The 15776-nt window shown below is 59.8% G+C and carries 17 protein-coding genes; 5 read left to right on the top strand and 12 right to left on the bottom strand.

Annotated features, from left to right (window positions below; genetic code table 11):
* Positions 1-54: 54 nt before the first annotated feature.
* From IZ6_RS06255 to IZ6_RS06245, 3 genes are read right to left on the bottom strand one after another with little or no spacing between them, the layout of a single operon-like run.
* Positions 55-1167 carry an ABC-type transport auxiliary lipoprotein family protein gene (locus IZ6_RS06255; RefSeq protein ID WP_222877139.1) on the bottom strand — a complete coding sequence of 371 codons (1113 nt, stop codon included), beginning with the start codon at positions 1165-1167 and terminating at the stop codon, positions 55-57.
* Positions 1151-1957: an ABC transporter ATP-binding protein gene (locus tag IZ6_RS06250; protein ID WP_222877138.1), complete on the bottom strand. Its 807-nt coding sequence runs from the start codon at positions 1955-1957 to the stop codon at positions 1151-1153. The genes IZ6_RS06255 and IZ6_RS06250 overlap by 17 nt, the downstream gene beginning before the upstream one ends.
* Before the next feature lie 5 nt (positions 1958-1962).
* A complete protein-coding gene (locus tag IZ6_RS06245; RefSeq protein WP_225874021.1) occupies positions 1963-3138 on the bottom strand; it encodes an ABC transporter permease in 1176 nt (391 codons plus the stop codon).
* 360 nt (positions 3139-3498) lie between these two features.
* On the opposite strand from IZ6_RS06245, the gene dcm reads away from it, so the two are divergent.
* The 4 genes from dcm (at position 3499) to IZ6_RS06225 (ending at position 6751) form a co-directional block, all read left to right on the top strand.
* Entirely contained in the window at positions 3499-4770 is a 1272-nt protein-coding gene (gene dcm / locus IZ6_RS06240; protein WP_222877137.1) for a DNA (cytosine-5-)-methyltransferase, read from the top strand.
* Positions 4763-5233 (top strand): very short patch repair endonuclease, encoded by a 471-nt coding sequence (locus IZ6_RS06235; protein ID WP_222877136.1) that lies wholly within the window; start codon positions 4763-4765, stop codon positions 5231-5233. The genes dcm and IZ6_RS06235 overlap by 8 nt, the downstream gene beginning before the upstream one ends.
* Positions 5220-6467, top strand: coding sequence for a type II restriction endonuclease (locus IZ6_RS06230; protein ID WP_222877135.1), 1248 nt, complete (start codon positions 5220-5222; stop codon positions 6465-6467). Before IZ6_RS06235 ends, IZ6_RS06230 begins: the two co-directional genes overlap by 14 nt.
* A 98-nt stretch (positions 6468-6565) precedes the next feature.
* Complete coding sequence (locus tag IZ6_RS06225) at positions 6566-6751, top strand: hypothetical protein (protein ID WP_222877134.1); 186 nt, start codon at positions 6566-6568, stop codon at positions 6749-6751.
* 242 nt (positions 6752-6993) lie between these two features.
* Here IZ6_RS06225 and IZ6_RS06220 read toward each other — a convergent pair whose 3' ends face one another.
* From IZ6_RS06220 to IZ6_RS06195, 6 genes are all read right to left on the bottom strand, one after another.
* Positions 6994-7281: a hypothetical protein gene (locus IZ6_RS06220; RefSeq protein ID WP_222877133.1), complete on the bottom strand. Its 288-nt coding sequence runs from the start codon at positions 7279-7281 to the stop codon at positions 6994-6996.
* Positions 7282-7508: 227 nt separating this feature from the next.
* Positions 7509-8357: a DUF2189 domain-containing protein gene (locus tag IZ6_RS06215; protein WP_222877132.1), complete on the bottom strand. Its 849-nt coding sequence runs from the start codon at positions 8355-8357 to the stop codon at positions 7509-7511.
* A gap of 202 nt (positions 8358-8559) precedes the next feature.
* Positions 8560-8829 carry an SEL1-like repeat protein gene (locus IZ6_RS06210; RefSeq protein WP_222877131.1) on the bottom strand — a complete coding sequence of 90 codons (270 nt, stop codon included), beginning with the start codon at positions 8827-8829 and terminating at the stop codon, positions 8560-8562.
* Positions 8830-9075: 246 nt separating this feature from the next.
* Positions 9076-9480, bottom strand: coding sequence for a phage holin family protein (locus IZ6_RS06205; protein ID WP_222877130.1), 405 nt, complete (start codon positions 9478-9480; stop codon positions 9076-9078).
* Positions 9480-9890: an ElaB/YgaM/YqjD family protein gene (locus IZ6_RS06200; protein ID WP_222877129.1), complete on the bottom strand. Its 411-nt coding sequence runs from the start codon at positions 9888-9890 to the stop codon at positions 9480-9482. Before IZ6_RS06200 ends, IZ6_RS06205 begins: the two co-directional genes overlap by 1 nt.
* A gap of 115 nt (positions 9891-10005) precedes the next feature.
* Complete coding sequence (locus tag IZ6_RS06195; RefSeq protein WP_222877128.1) at positions 10006-10713, bottom strand: glutathione binding-like protein; 708 nt, start codon at positions 10711-10713, stop codon at positions 10006-10008.
* A 134-nt stretch (positions 10714-10847) separates the two neighbouring features.
* Here IZ6_RS06195 and IZ6_RS06190 point away from each other — a divergent pair, with 134 nt between their 5' ends.
* The gene (locus tag IZ6_RS06190; RefSeq protein ID WP_222877127.1) at positions 10848-11618 is read left to right on the top strand and encodes a DUF4394 domain-containing protein; all 771 of its coding nucleotides are present in this window, start codon (positions 10848-10850) and stop codon (positions 11616-11618) included.
* Positions 11619-11682: 64 nt separating this feature from the next.
* Here IZ6_RS06190 and IZ6_RS06185 read toward each other — a convergent pair whose 3' ends face one another.
* The 3 genes from IZ6_RS06185 to gatB all read right to left on the bottom strand — a co-directional run bounded on the left by IZ6_RS06185 (position 11683) and on the right by gatB (position 15772).
* Positions 11683-12420 (bottom strand): DUF3750 domain-containing protein, encoded by a 738-nt coding sequence (locus IZ6_RS06185; protein ID WP_222877126.1) that lies wholly within the window; start codon positions 12418-12420, stop codon positions 11683-11685.
* A 314-nt stretch (positions 12421-12734) separates the two neighbouring features.
* Positions 12735-14297 carry an ArnT family glycosyltransferase gene (locus tag IZ6_RS06180; protein WP_222877125.1) on the bottom strand — a complete coding sequence of 521 codons (1563 nt, stop codon included), beginning with the start codon at positions 14295-14297 and terminating at the stop codon, positions 12735-12737.
* Entirely contained in the window at positions 14294-15772 is a 1479-nt protein-coding gene (gene gatB, locus IZ6_RS06175) for an Asp-tRNA(Asn)/Glu-tRNA(Gln) amidotransferase subunit GatB (protein ID WP_222877124.1), read from the bottom strand. Before gatB ends, IZ6_RS06180 begins: the two co-directional genes overlap by 4 nt.
* Positions 15773-15776 lie beyond the last annotated feature (4 nt).

Genomic DNA, 15776 nt, shown 5'->3' with positions numbered 1-15776 from the left:
TAGGCTTAGTGTCCTGAAAAGCCCGGCAAGTTCAAAACCATATATGTGTAAGCGTCACAACAGACCTAATGTCCAAACTACAATTTCTTTGGCCGATTGCTGGAAGGCCTGATCGAAGGCCCCGGCAACCGCATCGGCATTGGTCACATCCGCCGGTTTTGTCTGGCGGAAGGTCTGCGACCCGGCCACTTTGCCATCTACAAGGAGCTTTGCTGTCATTTCGATGACAACCCCCTTGGCGTCGGGCGAGACGAAGAACGAGCGCAAGTCCAAGAGGAGCTTGGCGTCCGAGGTGAACGCATCGTCTTCGGTTTCGACCTTGTCGTATTTCGCGTTCTCGAAACTCTGCACCATTTTGCGCATCACGAGCTTCGGCAGATTGTCGCTCCATTGGGTCTCGGGCAGGACCTGGGCGGTTTTCGCCCCCTGCTCGCCGAGGATCTTCTGGCTGTCGAGCGACAGGACCGCCGTCGGCTGGGCGACGACGAGCTGTTTGTCGGGCGCGGGGCCGAGCGGACCGAAGGTTTCGGCGGCGCTGAGATCTATCGACATGGTCGCGGCCTTGGGCTGACCGGCAAACATGCCCGACAGGCCATCGGCGATCTTGTCGACCTTGCCGGCATTGCGGCCGAGCGCTTCGGCAAAGGTCTTCACATTGGCAATCGCATCGGTGATCGGCTGGTCGTTCTTGGCGATCAGGCCGTCAATGCGCAGCAGCGTCGTCTTTGCGGCGCGCATGATGTCCTGGCTGGCTTCCGGCGGCGAGATCAGAAGCGGCGGCTGGCCATCGGCCGAGGCCAGAAGCGGCGCACCGGCCGCGCCGCCGAGCAATGCCACGGCCGGCGTGCCCATAAGAGACAGGCTCTCGACGCCGACCTTTGTGTCGGCGGCGATCGGCGTGCCGGACACGACGGAGATGTGGGCGATGACATCGCCGGGCGCCGCCGCATCAAGACCGAGCTGCGTAACCTCGCCGACCTTGATGCCGTTGAACAGAACCGAGGAGCCTTCGATGAGCCCGTATGCCGGGCCCTTGAAGGCGATGCGGTATTCGCTGCGGGCGCCGAAACCGGCCGAATTGTTCAGCCAGTAGACGAAGAAGAAGACGCCGAGTGCGGCGGCAAGAAGGAAAGCCCCGACCAGGACATATCTAGCGCGCGTTTCCATACATCTCCCCCATAGTCCTTTTCCGGGCGCCGCCCGAGATCGTCATGGCGCGCTCGCCGGCAAAATAGGCTTTCACCCACGGATGATCGCATTGGCGCACTTCCGCGAGCGAGCCGATCGTTGCGACCTTTCCATCGGCCAGAGCCGCGATGCGGTCGCAGATCGTGACCAGGCTGTCGAGATCGTGCGTGTTCATATAGACCGTCAAACCGAGCGTCTGTTGCAGCGTGCGGATGAGCTTGTCGAATTCTTCCGCGCTAATAGGGTCCAGACCCGAGGTCGGCTCATCGAGGAAAACTATATCCGGCTCCAGCGCGAGGGCGCGGGCGAGCGCGACGCGCTTGATCATGCCGCCCGAAAGTTCGGACGGCATCTTTCGCGCATCGTCGCGCTTGAGGCCCACCATTTCGAGCTTGGTGATGGCGATCTCGTCCATCAGGCTCTGCGGCAGATCGAGATATTCGCGCATCGGAAACTGCACGTTCTGCAGCGCATTCAGCGAGGAAAACAAAGCGCCGTGCTGGAAGAGAACGCCGAGACGGCGGCCGATGGCGCTCTGCTCGGCGGGAGACAGATCGTCCATATTCTGGCCGAGCACTTCGATCACGCCCGAGCGCTTGGGCAACAGATTAAGAATGGTGCGCAGCAACACGGATTTGCCGCCGCCGGAGGCCGACACCACGCCGAGAATTTCGCCGCGCCGCACATCGATCGACAGATGATCGAGCACGTTGCGTTCGGTGAAGCCGACGACGAGATCCTTGACGGAGATGGCGGGCGTCTCGGCCATTCAGCTCACATCCCGATCGAGGAAAAGAAGATGGCGAACAGGCCATCGAGCACGATGACGAGGAAGATGGCCTTGACCACGGATGTTGTGGTGTGCGCGCCGAGGCTCTCGGCGCTGCCGCCCGTCTTCAGGCCTTCATTGCAGGCGATGAGGCCGAGCAGAAGCGCCATGAACGGCGCCTTGATCATGCCGACCTGGAAATGGGTGATCGACACCGCCTCTTCCAACCGGCCGATATAAACCTCAGGGCTCATGCCGGCATAGGTGACGGCGACAAGGCCGCCGCCGAGGATCGCCGCCATGCCGCCGAGAAATGTCAATACGGGCATCGCGATGACGAGCGCGAGCAGCCGCGGCAGGATGAGCACTTCGACCGGATCGCGCCCCATGGCCGAGAGCGCATCGATCTCCTCGCGCATTTTCATCGAGCCGAGCTCGGCGGTGTAGGCCGAGCCGGAGCGGCCGGCGACCATGATGGCCACAAGCAAGACGCCGATTTCACGCAGCACGAGAACGCCGACAAGATCGACCACATAATCTTCCGCGCCGAACTGGCGGAAATGGAAGAAGCCCTGCTGGGCGATGATGCAGCCGATGAGAAAGGTAATCAGAAGGACGATCGGCACCGCCTGCCAGGCGACGCGGTCGAGATGATGGATGAGCGAGGTGAAGCGGAAGCTCGACGGCCTCTTGATGGCGTTGAACAGAACTTCGCCGCAGGCGCCGAACAGGGCCGTGATCTGCAGAAGATCGCGCGCCGCGTTCTTCCCCATCGTCTCGAGCCAATCGAAGGTCTCTTCCCAGACCGGACGCTCTTTGGCGGCGGAGGCCGGCGTTTTGTGGGTCGTGCCGACTTTTTCGAACAGAGCCTCGAAGCGCAGCGGCAGGCCGATGAGCTTGACCTCATAGCCGAGCTCGCGGCCGCGGCGCAGCAGCCGCTCGATCAGCCAGGCGCCATAGGTGTCGAGTTCCTGGATGCCGCTCGCATCGATCTCCAGAACCTCAAGCTCGCCCTGCTCGGCCAGAGCCATGCGCTCGACGGCGTTCAGCGCCGCGGCATTCGGCGCCGTCCACGCCCCTGTGGCTTTGAGCAGAAGACGATTGCCCGCACCGGCGCCCGACAGCAGACCGGCGAGACCCGGAAACTGCGGCAGATCAGAAGGTTGCGCAGTCATGCTCATGAAGGGCTTCGACTCAGAGCTCGCTCGGGAAATGATGCGGGCGAGAGGCTGTCATGGGACGGGGGTCGAGGCAAGGTGGGGCTGTGAGGGGCCGGCGCCGAGGGCTTTGAGGGGGTTGGGGTTTTTGGGGTTGGGGAGAGAGCCGGTTGCGCTGACGATCGGGCGGCGCTGGCTAAGTGAAGCTTTCTAAGTTGAGGGATTTCTACGTCAGCGACTTTGCCCAACAGCGGGCATACGCGCTCTGGGGGCGATGACTGTTGAAAGAAAAACCCCAGATTTCTCTGGTTGATAACGTTATGTTCACGTAATGTTCTTAGGTCAGAATCTGACATACTGTCAAAAATCGACCTAGGAGGAGCTGTGTCAGAATTTTCGTCACTGCGTCAGCAGGCAGGCCTCTCAGTTAGCGAGGTAGCTGTTCGGCTCGGGTACTCAGAGCGCACAGTCTATAGGTGGGAAAATGACCACGTTTCCCCTAAACGCGCAGTGCTGGATTTGTTGCGGTCTTGGCGACCAGCCGACAACGCTCCCAACCGCACGTCGGCCTTCACCTTCATTGATCTATTTGCCGGTATCGGCGGACTTCGTAGAGGATTCCAGACGATCGGGGGCGAATGCATATTCACGAGTGAATGGGACCGTTTTAGCCAACAGACCTATCGAGCCAACTTCTCCGAAGACACTCATGAAATTGCAGGTGATATTCGCGCCGTCGGCCTCCAAGAAATTCCCTCTCACGATGTGTTGCTAGCGGGTTTCCCGTGTCAGCCATTCTCTATCGCCGGTGTTTCAAAGAAGAATGCATTGAATCGACCGCATGGCTTCGCATGTGAAACGCAAGGCACACTTTTCTATGATGTAAAGCGGATTATTGATCATCACCGGCCTCATATGTTTGTTCTCGAGAACGTGAAAAATCTGGTCAATCATGACAAAGGAAGAACATTCAAAATTATAAATGACGTACTTACGAAGGACCTTCGGTACCATATCAAGTGGAAAGTTATAGATGCGAAGCCTTGGGTTCCCCAACATCGGGAGCGCATATTCATTGTTGGATTTCGAGACATCGAAGACTTCACCTTCGACGGAATGACAATTCCAGGCTCTCTCTCTGGACCGAAGCTAGGAAGCATCCTTCACTCGGAAGATGGCACGGAGAAGCCAGACAACGGATACACAAGCGGTCGCCACGCTACTGTATCGGATAAATACACATTAAGTCAGCATCTCTGGACGTATCTGCGCAACTATGCAGAAAAGCATCGCGAGAAAGGAAATGGATTTGGGTTTGGATTGGTGGGGCCCGACGATATCACCCGAACCCTATCTGCTAGATATTACAAGGATGGTTCTGAGATTTTGATCAAGCAGCCACGGAAGCCACCCAGACGATTGACGCCACGGGAATGTGCGCGGCTCATGGGCTTTGATAAGCCAAGCGAGTCCTCATTCAAGATTCCAGTATCGGATACTCAGGCTTACAAGCAATTTGGAAACTCCGTTGTCGTTCCAGTAGTCCAAGCTGTTGCGGCGCATGTACTTCCTTATCTGCTGCGCCAGCTTGCTACCAAATCTGAGTTGCTGCAGCCTGTCACCCAAGCCAAGGAGCTGAAAGTGGCAAATGGCTGACGTCGTCGATCAGCATACGCGTAGCCGAATGATGTCTGGCATCCGGAGCAAGGACACTGCCCCGGAACTCGCAATTCGCAGAGGCCTCCATGCTCGACGCTTTCGATATCAACTACACAGAAGAGACCTTCCCGGCAGACCAGACTTAGTTTTTCCGAAACATCGTGCCGTGATCTTCGTCCATGGCTGTTTTTGGCACGGCCATGACTGCAATCTGTTTAAGTGGCCCTCTTCGCGGGAGGAGTTTTGGCATTCAAAAATCACCGGGAATGTTCGGCGCGACTTTGAATCTGTGGCTACACTTAAGTGTTCGGGCTGGAGAGTGCTCACCGTATGGGAATGTGCATTGAAAGGCAGAGGTCGCCAGTCGCTTTATGATGTGCTTGCCCAGATCGAGGCTTGGCTGAAATCAGAAAGTGCCGAAGAAGTAATTAGGGGACTAGAAGCAGATGCCGCTGGCTGAACTTACTGAGTGGCTAAGCGAATTCGGCGGGCCATCATTCATTTGGTGTGTCAAGCGGTTATCGGGCAATGACACTCTTGCAAACGGGTCCCATCAGGCTGGCCCCTATCTGCCTAAAGAGTTCGTATTTCCAATATTCCCCGAGATCGACCGTACAGACATCAAGAACCCCGACAGATGGATCGATATCTCGGTTCAACCCTGCCCGGATAGCCGGAAAGTTCGTCTTGTTTATTACAACAGCAAGCGTCACGAAAACAAAAGGAATGGTCGCAACGAAACGCGATTGACGAATTTTGGTGGCAGCAACTCCTCTCTTTTGGATCCGGAAAGCACCGGGGCTTTAACGATTTTCGCGTTTCATCTCGACGAATCCGGCCGAGCCTTCGAAGCTCACATCTGGGTCTGTCAGCATGAAACCGAGGAGGAAACCGTTGAGGATAGAATTGGTCCTGTGGAGCCAAGCAAATGGATTGTATGGTCCCCGGATCAACCGCAGAAAAGCCTATTCCAGCCTAGCCTAGCTCGGAGGTCGAGTTGTTGGTTAGAGCTTAACGAAATACCGCACGCGTGGCTGTCAACGTTTCCAACCGGAGCTGAGGTCGTCGAAAAGGCGGTGACATTACGATCAGACTCTCATCTTACCCCCGACCAGCGTTTGGTAAAACGGCGGGAATGCGAGTTCGAGATATTCAGAAGTATCGAGCAGGCGCTTGAGCTCCCCTTGATTAAAGAGGGCTTTGGTTCTCTGGACGACTTTATTTTGAGGGCTCAGACAGTCCTGCAACGACGCAAAGCTAGGAGTGGCAATTCTCTTGAGCTCCATGCGCGAGCTATCTTTATCGAAGAGCAGCTCCAAGAAGGGAATCATTTCGCTCACGGGCGGCAATCTGAGCCAGGCAAACGACCCGATTTTCTCTTCCCCTCACAGTCTGCCTATCGAGACCCAACGTATCCGGCCGATAAATTGAGAATGCTTGCAGCCAAGACAACCTGTCGCGACCGGTGGCGGCAGATTCTGAGAGAAGCCGATCGGATAGACACAAAACACCTCTTAACGCTGCAAGAGGGGATTTCTGAGGCGCAGTTTAAAGAAATGGTCGATGCGAAGGTACAGCTTGTTGTGCCAGCACCTCTAATCGAAAAGTTTCCCAAAAGCGTTCGTCCCTATCTGCAAACCTTCGAAAGCTTTATCGCTGACGTACGCTTGCTAGCTTTGGAACGACATGGGTGACATCGTCGTCTTTAATCGCGGGAACCCTCCCCACCTCTCATCCATTCCCTCAGGGGCAGCTTCAGGCTGCATGGGGGGCGGATACGGGGAGAAACCAAATGGACAACAAGACAACGGGAATTCTGGCCATTGTGATCGTGGTCGCTCTGATCGGCGGCTATGTCGCCTGGGAGAACACACGCGGCGCCGATGGGGAGACGACCCTCAAGGACGCCAATCCCAATGCGCCGGCCATCACCGAGCCGGCCGCGCCGGGCGGCGGGCCGATGAAGCAGACGCCTTAAAGGCGGCTTGAGCCTGGAAATGACAAAGCCCCGCGTGTGCGGGGCTTTTGTTTATGCGGCGCTGCGCGACTGAACCCTGGGTCCCGGATCGGCGCTGCACTGCGTGCAGCTTGTCCGGGAAACTCCCCTCACCCGGCCGCGCTTCGCGCGTGCCGACCTCTCCCACCTGAACTCGGATGTTTCCGAGTTCAGATTTTGGATGGCCAAGTCGGGAACACCCGACTTGGCGCGGGAGAGGCGAACTAGACCCCCACCCGCTTCCGTGCCCGCGAATAATCGAGGCCGTAATTGCGCGCTTCTTCCTCCACCGCCGCGCGGACGATGGAAACCTGCGGGGCGATCTGGCGATCGATATAGGCGATGGCGCGCTTCAGCCCCTCGCCCGGCGTTTCGGCGATAATCGGCGTCCCGTAATTACTCTTGGGCGCAAAGACCATGACACCCCCGCCCTCGCTCTCGTCGATGCGGATCCGCCAATCGTGATAGAACTCGTCCATTACGTCCGCGATATCGGATATTGAAGCAGACAATGGAAGCCCCTGCGGCAGAATGGTTTTTTTGATAGTTACGAGAAGTTTGTCGCAATACTTCACGCGCGTATATACGGAATTGTCACGATCGGCGCGCGCTGCGTGAAGCGAACCTTAAGCGCAATTAGGCGGCGTAATTCCGTGCCTCAGAGCATCAGAACGCAACCGCCCCGGGCGTTTTGTGAACGTCCGGGGCGGCGCATGGTAAGCGAAGTGTTACCGCGATCTTAGGCGAGAACTTTTCGGTAAAGGTGCCAGGTGGAATGGCCGAGCACCGGCACGACGATGATGAGACCCAGAAGCAGCGGGATCGCGCCGATGAGAAGGCTGAGCGCGACGAAAAAGCCCCAGATCAGCATCGGCACGAGATTGAGGCGGAAGGCGCGGACGGATGTACCGACCGCGGTGACCAGCGAGACTTTGCGATCGAGCAGAAGCGGGAACGCAAAGACGCTCGTTGCGAGCACGGCAAGCGCAAAGACAAAGCCGACGCCGCAGCCGACGACAATAAGCGCCCAGCCGCGCGTCGTCGTAAAGACATCGCTGATGAAGCTCGTCAACGAGGCCGAGCTTTCAGGGCCCATTGTCAGGCTGTAAATGCCCCATGCGGTTGCAAGCCAGACGAAGAAGCCGCAGATCGTGATGACCGCGAGCACCAGAAGCGCGCCGAAGCTCGGCCGCGCCATGACCTGGAAACTGTCGGTCCAGTTCGGCTCGAGCCCCTGCTCGCGCCTTCGGCTCATTTCATAAAGGCCGGCGGCGGCCACAGGGCCGAGCAGCGCAAAGCCGGATATCAGCGGGAAAATGAGCGGCAGCATATCATTGCCGATGACGAGCTGGGCGAGGACGAGGCCCGCCAGGGGATAGATGATGCCGATAAAGAGGACGTCGGTGCGGCTTTCGGCGAAATCGCGCACGCCCTTCGCCACGGCGTCGGCGAGATCGGATATGCCGATTTTGCGGATCTGCGGAACGGGATCGCTCAGCTCATCCTGCGTCCTGTAATAGGCACGCGGATTGAAGCCGCTGAGGCTGAAATTATGCCAGGCCCATTCGACTGGGTTACGGATTGTCATCGGCCATTCCTCCCGAACATTATCGAGAGGCCGCAACGGCCTGATCGGGCGCCCCGCCCATGACCCGGTCACGACACAGCCGCGACCTCATCCTTATCCCTTAAAGATAGGACTGTCCGGGCTGCCCGGCAATGGACGAACTCGGGTGTCCCGCGTTCCGTGGTTCATAACTCTCAAACCCGGCAACAGCCGGTTTGAGCAGTTAGTGCGTCGAGACCCATTTGCGCGCGGCGCGCTGTGCCTCGGCAATGTCGTCCTCGCTCATTTCCGCCGCCAGTTCCTTGCGGTAACGGGCTGCTTCGCTATGGCCCTTGGAGGCCGCGAGGTTGAACCATTTATGGGCCTGAACGCGATCCGGCTGCACGGTGCGGCCGTTCGAATACATAAGACCCAGCTGGACAAAGATGTCGCCGCGGGCATTGGGGGCGCCCAGGGCGGCATTTTCCAGCGCGCCGATATCGAGATACTTCATGACTAAATTCCCCGTCGTTTTTGGCCTTTTCGGCCGGGGCAGCTTTTTGCCTGCCTTGAAGGGGAGTGTGCCGTGTGCCCGTGTACGGACGTCTAAAATTCTCGCTTAATTGGCGCTGAATCAAATTCAAATGCGACGTAAATTTCAGCCCTGATTAACTATTGGATTTCCCGGGTTTTCAGGGGAATCCACGAAAAAGCCCGCCGGGGGCGCCGGCGGGCCTTAAACTCTTCCGAAACCACAAGATCAGCTCTTGCGGCCGAGCATCAATCCGAGCGCAAGGGCGCCGAGGAGCCACGGAACCGGCTGCTGGGAGGCCGATTCCGCGATGCCGGGAATGGCCGAATTCGCTGCATTTGCCGGGGTTTTCGTGGTCGCCGCCGTGGCGGATTTCTTATGCGTACCGACAAGAACAAGAATGAGCGCAATGACGATGGCAACGCCGCCGACCGCTGCAATCGCGCCCGGAAGACCGAGCTGCGGTTCGAGCATGATCGCCGCAGCCGTGGCCAGCGCGCCGAGACCGACCAGGAGGAACACCAGCGCCACGACCGACATGGCGATCATGAACGCGATGCGCTGAGCGCGCGCCGTTGCTTCCGCCTTTATGCCGGAAAACAGCGCGCCGGAAGCAAGGAGCGCCTGCAGCATTATTTGCGCCTCATAAGACCGATCAGATAGCCGACACCGAAGACGATGCCGACAGCCGCGAGCGGATTGCTCTGCACCTGTTTGGCGACATCGGAGGCCATGCCGCGCACCTGGAGCTGCGCATCCTGCGCATATTCGACGCCGGTGTCGTAATAGTCGCTGGCGGTTTCGGTCACGAGATCGCGCGCATCCGTCGCGCGCGAGGTCAGAAGCGCCGAGACGCTCTGCGAGAGCTTGACGAGATCATCGCGCAGCTTGTCGATGTCGTTGAATGTGGTGTTGGCGCTGCGCGAAGCGGCGGCGGCTTTTGCCGCGGTGCTGCGCTTTTTCGAGCCGGCCTTTTTGCGGCGGCCTGTGCCGCGGGCCGTTTTCGGGCTCGCAGCGGTTTTCGTGCGCGGTGAGGTGGCCATAAAGAGTGTCTCCCGGAAGGCTAATAGAGAATTCCGGGATCAACGTTCCACAGCCGGGGCTAGTTCCCCATGATTTGGATCAAGCCTTAACGAGCGAGTTTTGGCCGCCCGGCCCTTATCTGGCGGTTTGGCCGAACAGGACCTTCTGTGCGTCCTTATCCTTGGCAAGGTCGGTCTTCTGGCAATCGCCCGTCACGGCCAGACCCCGCGCCGTTGCGGGCCGCGCCTGCATACGATCGAGCCAGGCCTTGAGGTTCGGGAATTGCGTGATGTCCTGGCCCTGGCGCTCCCAGCCGCGGGCCCAGCCGATTGCGGCAAAATCAGCGATGGAGACGTCGCCGGCCAGATAATCGCGATCGGCAAGCCGCTTGTTCATGACGCCGTAAAGGCGGTTCACTTCCTTGGTGTAGCGCTCGATGCCGTAGGGCACCTGTTCGGGCGCATAGAGGCGGAAATGATTGGCCTGGCCGGCCATGGGCCCGAGGCCGCCCATCTGCCACATCAGCCATTGCTCGACCTCGACGCGGGCGCGCTCGTCCGCCGGATAGAACTTGCCGGTCTTGCGGCCGAGATATTGGAGGATGGCGCCGGATTCGAAGACGGAGATCGGCTTGCCGTCCGGGCCTTCCGGATCGACGATCGCCGGCATGCGGTTGTTCGGCGAGATCGCCAGGAACTCCGGCTTGAACTGATCGCCCTTACCGATATTCACCGGGATGATGCGGTACGGCAGGCCCGCCTCTTCCAGAAAGACCGTGATCTTGAGCCCGTTCGGCGTCGGCCAGAAATAGAGATCGATCGGTTCTTTCTGCAGCGCGGCCATGGGTCATCTCCGGAGTGGATGGCCGCGAGATAGGCGCTCGGACGAGCTTCGGCAACACCCCCCTGCATCCGAAGGGCCTCCTCCCTTCGTAGCTTCCTCTCCGGGCATCGGGTCCGGGATAGGGAGACTTCCAAATGACGACCAGACCAGCCTTTGCCTGCGCTCTTCTCGCCGCCATTTCACTGAACGCCGCGGCGGCCTCCGCCGATACGCTGATCGGCCTTTCGGGCACCGACAGCCTCGTCCTGTTCGATGCCGCGGGCAAAGCCACCAAGACCGTCAGCCTCGACAAGCCGATCTGGGGCCTGGATGTGCGCCCTTCGGACGGCGCGCTCTACGGCGTCACTGCCGACGGCGCTGTCGTGACCATCGACACCGCAACCGGCAAGACGACGGAAAAGTCGAAACTCAGCGAGGGCCTGAAAGCCGGCTCAACCGCCACCATCGATTTCAACCCGGTCGCGGATCGTCTTCGTGTGATGGCCGATGACGGCACGAACTTGCGCATCAATGTCGATGACGGCAAAGCGACGGCCGACAAGCCGCACGCTTTCAAGGAGGGCGATGCCTCTGCGAGCAAGACGCCGAAAGTCGTTGCGGGTGCTTACACCAATTCGAAGAACGGCCCGAAGCCGGAAAAGACCGCGCTCTACAATATCGATGCGAGCGGCGCGCTGGTGAAGCAGGATCCGCCCAATGACGGCGTGCTCAACACGATCGGCTCGATCGGCATGACGCCGACGGGTCCTGTCGCCTTCAACATCGTCTCCGACGGCATCAAGAATTCGGCATGGCTCGCCCATGGCGGCACGCTCTATTCGGTCGATCTCGAAACGGGCGCGGCGAAAGAAGCGATGAAGCTCGAGGGCGGCGAGAAGCTGACCGACCTCGCCTGGTGGGAATAATCCTCACACGCTGAAACGGAAACGGCGGCTTCGGCCGCCGTTTTCTTTTATGCGGGCGGCCTTCTTAAGAGGGAGACAGGCCGATGCGGCCCCAGCCCGGCAGTTTCAGCGCCGGGCGACGGATATCGAGGCCGGTGACGGCGCCGAGAATATTGATCTCGACCCCTTCGACCCAGCCGACCGTGAGACCGGCAACGCCATTCCACGAGACCTGCCAGCCGCCGCCTGACGGCGCCGCACCAGCATAAAAGCCCGCATTGCGGAAATCCTTGCCGAGCGCAGTCGGCAGAAGACCGCCGGCAAGCTCGGGCGCCCGCGTTGCGATATAGGCAACAAACGTATTGGAGTTCGGCCCCGGCCAGGCCCGGTATGTACCCAAACCGCGGAACGGATATTCGGCGACGGCTTTTCTGATTTTCGGGATGGCGGCCTCGGCGTCCGCGCCGCGCAGCGTTTTCAGCACTACGGGCGTGTTGCCGTACCAGCGGCCGTCGACATCGCGGATATTGGTTCGCACCGGCTGGCCCCAACCGACGACATCGTAGCGCGTATAGGTCTTGGCGCCCTTCTCCTTGATCACGACCCAGGAATGATGGGCGAAGATGCCGCGCCAATTGCCGACGCGCGCGCCGAGCACATGGACGACGGCCCCAGGCTCGTCTTCGGCCTTCGGCAGAAGCTCGGCGGATGCCCAATCGGCATCGGCCCAAGAATCCGGCCAGCCCTGGTTCCACCACCAGAAGGCATGGCTGCCGAGGGATACGATGAAAAGGAGGGCGAAGGCGAAGATCAGACGTTTCATTCCAGCAAAGCGAAGCGTGCAGTGGAAATGTGGAGAGGGTACGGCGGGTTCCAGCAGGTTTTCTGCAGCTTTAGTCAGGGGTCCCGGAAAGCCGCCTCACGGAAATGTTTGGAAACATACCGGACATCTTGCGGAAACGCGGGCTCGCTTAACTCCTTTCCGCGGGCATCCCCCAAGACCCCGCAGGAGTTCAGCTTGCCGGCCGCTGCACCGGCACATGCAAACCCGTCACGGCCGCAATGTTTGCCTCCCGCAGCGCGCCCCAGCGTGTGCAGAGACTCTCTCCCGCGGACGTGGCGGGTCCTTTTTTTGGTTTAACGAACGCCGATCTCTCGGCGGCAGACATCGGCATTCCTGCCGAGATCGACATAGTTCCAGACGCCGCGGCGCGGAGCGCCGATCCCGCCATTCGAGCCCACGATCTCAAGCCTCTGAGCGGAGGCGAGCGCGGATGCATCCAGAAGGTTCGGCCGCCATCTTTCGCGCGGCTCGACTTCCCAGATGACGATGCAGGTCTCGTCAGGACTATAGGTCTTCGGCGGCAACAACCGGTCCGACACTGCGGCAACGACGGAGGCCTCAGGCAAAAGCTCGACAAGATTTCCGGAAAACAGGCGGTCCGGCGTGACAATGCCGCCGGCGCCATAGCCGCGCGCCTCAAGCTCGCGCGCCAAAGCCGGATAAGGCACGACCTCGGAGATAACGCGCCCGCCTGGGATCATGGCCTCAAGGACAAGGCCGATCTTGATGAGAAGAACGACCGCGAGCGACAAAAACGCGCCATTGACGACAAAACGCGTGAGCGTCTCGCGCACCGGCGGCACCGCCATGCTGAGCCAGAAGGCGATCATCATCGGAACGGCGAGCGTGTAGACATAGCGCTCGGTGACATTGGCGATGCCGACAATGACAATCGCCGCGAACAGAACGAGCGCCTGAACCACGATAAAGCGCGTGACGATCCCGGCCGATTGATCGCCCGTCGCATAGCGCGGCCGGACGCGCAGGCGCGCATAAGCGGCGATGACGAAGACAAGGAACGGCACGAAGAAGGCGGCGGTTTTCAGGATCACGCCGCTGAGGCCCTGCAGCACGCGCCCGATATGCGTATCGGCGCCGTCGCGCAGAAGAATACGTTCGGACGCGCCGGCAAGATCGGCCCTCGCCTCCATGAAAAACACAGCGGTGGGCAGAACCGGGATGACGCAGGCGGCGATGATCAGAAGGAAATAGCCGACGCCGGCGCGGCGCGCGCGCGGATCGAGAAGGAGCACGATGAAAGCCGCCGCAGCCGGCAGCACGAAGCTCCATTTGGCAAGAATACCACAGCCCATTGAGAGGCCAAGGCCAAGCGCGCGCAGAGCGCCCGGCTTGCGGCAGAAGCTGTCGAGCAGCCGGATCATCAGCAAAAGGCAGATGAACACGAACAGTGACTGCGTCAGCGCAATATGCACCTGCCAGGTGAAGGCATAGAAAGCCAGAAGGCTAACCGAGGCGGCGGCGGCAAGACGCGTATCACGCGACAGGCTGCGCACCGTGTCGAACATCAGAACGCCGATGACGACGAGCAGCACCGAGCGCAGGATGATGTGTCCCGCAACGCCGGGCCCGGTGATCTCCTGAACGGCCCATAAAAACCATTCGTAGAGCGGCGGATTGCGCGCCGAATAGGCGGGCAGCAAGACATGCTGCGTCGCTTCGGCGGAGATGGCGTCGTCGAACGGCAAGAAACTCGAACGCGCCAGGCGCAGCAGCGCAAAGACCGCGGCATAGACCGTCCAGAACACCGCGATGGCTTTGAGGCTGCCAAGGCGATCGAGCGCCCAGTCAGCGAAAAACCAGACGCCCCGCCGGGGCCCCTGCCCGCCGGATGTCATTCGACGCCCAGTTTAGCCTTGAGCAGATCGCTCACCGCCTGCGGGTTGGCTTTGCCGCCGGTCGACTTCATGACCTGGCCGACAAACCAGCCGAGCATTCCGGGCTTGGCCCGCGCCTGTTCGGCCTTGTCGGGATTTGCGGCGATGATCTCGTCGACGGCTTTCTCGATCGCGCCGGTATCGGTGACCTGCTTCAGGCCGCGCGTCTCGACGATCTCTTTCGGATCGCCGCCATCCGTCCAGACGATTTCGAAGACGTCCTTGGCGATCTTGCCGGAGATCGTCTGATCCTTGATGAGATCGACAAGGCTGCCGAGCTGAGCTGCGGAGACCGGGCTCGTCTCGATGTCCTTGCCCTCTTTGTTGAGGCGGCCAAAGAGTTCGTTGATGACCCAGTTGGCGGCAAGCTTGCCGTCGCGGCCTTTTGCGACCGTTTCGAAGAAATCAGCCGAGGCTTTTTCGGCGACGAGCACATCGGCGTCGTAAGCCGACAGGCCGTATTCCTTCTGGAAGCGCGCTTTCTTGTCGTCCGGCAGTTCCGGAAGATCTTTCTTCAACTCTTCAATCAGGCCATCGGGCAAATCGAGCGGCAGAAGATCGGGATCGGGGAAATAGCGGTAATCGTGCGCCTCTTCCTTCGAGCGCATCGACCGCGTCTCGCCGCGGCCCGGATCGAACAGGCGTGTTTCCTGATCGATCTTGCCGCCGTCTTCGAGAATGCCGATCTGGCGGCGCGCCTCGTATTCGACGGCCTGGCCGATGAAGCGGATCGAATTGACGTTCTTGATTTCGCAGCGTGTGCCGAACGGCTCGCCGGGCTTGCGGACGGAGACGTTGACGTCGGCTCTGAGATTGCCCTTCTCCATATCGCCGTCGCAGGTGCCGAGATAGCGCAGAATGGTGCGCAGCTTCGTTACGTAAGCACGCGCCTCGTCCGAGGAGCGCAAATCGGGCTTGGAGACGATCTCCATCAGGGCGACGCCCGAACGGTTGAGATCGACGAAGGAATTGTTCGGGTCCTGATCGTGTATGGACTTTCCGGCGTCCTGTTCGAGATGCAGCCGCTCGATGCCGACCTTCACCTGACCTTCTGGCATATCGAGAACGACCTCGCCCTCGCCGACGATCGGGCTTTTGAACTGCGAGATCTGATAGCCCTGCGGCAGATCGGGATAGAAATAGTTTTTGCGGTCGAAGACCGAATGCTCGTTGATCTGCGCATGCAGGCCAAGCCCGGTGCGCACAGCCTGGCGCACGCATTCCTCATTGATGACCGGCAGCATGCCCGGCATCGCCGCATCGACGAGCGAGACGTTCGAGTTCGGCGGGCGGCCGAACTCGGTGGAAGCGCCGGAGAAGAGCTTGGCTTCCGAGGTCACCTGCGCATGGACTTCCATGCCGATGATGATTTCCCAATCGGCAACGGCGCCCTTGATGAGCTTTTTCGGATCGGCAGGACGGGTTTCAACGAGCATATCT

The sequence above is a fragment of the Terrihabitans soli genome, assembly GCF_014191545.1.
In the GTDB taxonomy this organism is placed as follows: Bacteria; Pseudomonadota; Alphaproteobacteria; order Rhizobiales; family Methylopilaceae; genus Flaviflagellibacter; species Flaviflagellibacter soli.
Note: the sequence above shows the minus strand (reverse complement) of the source record. Positions and strands in the feature narration are given on the sequence as shown.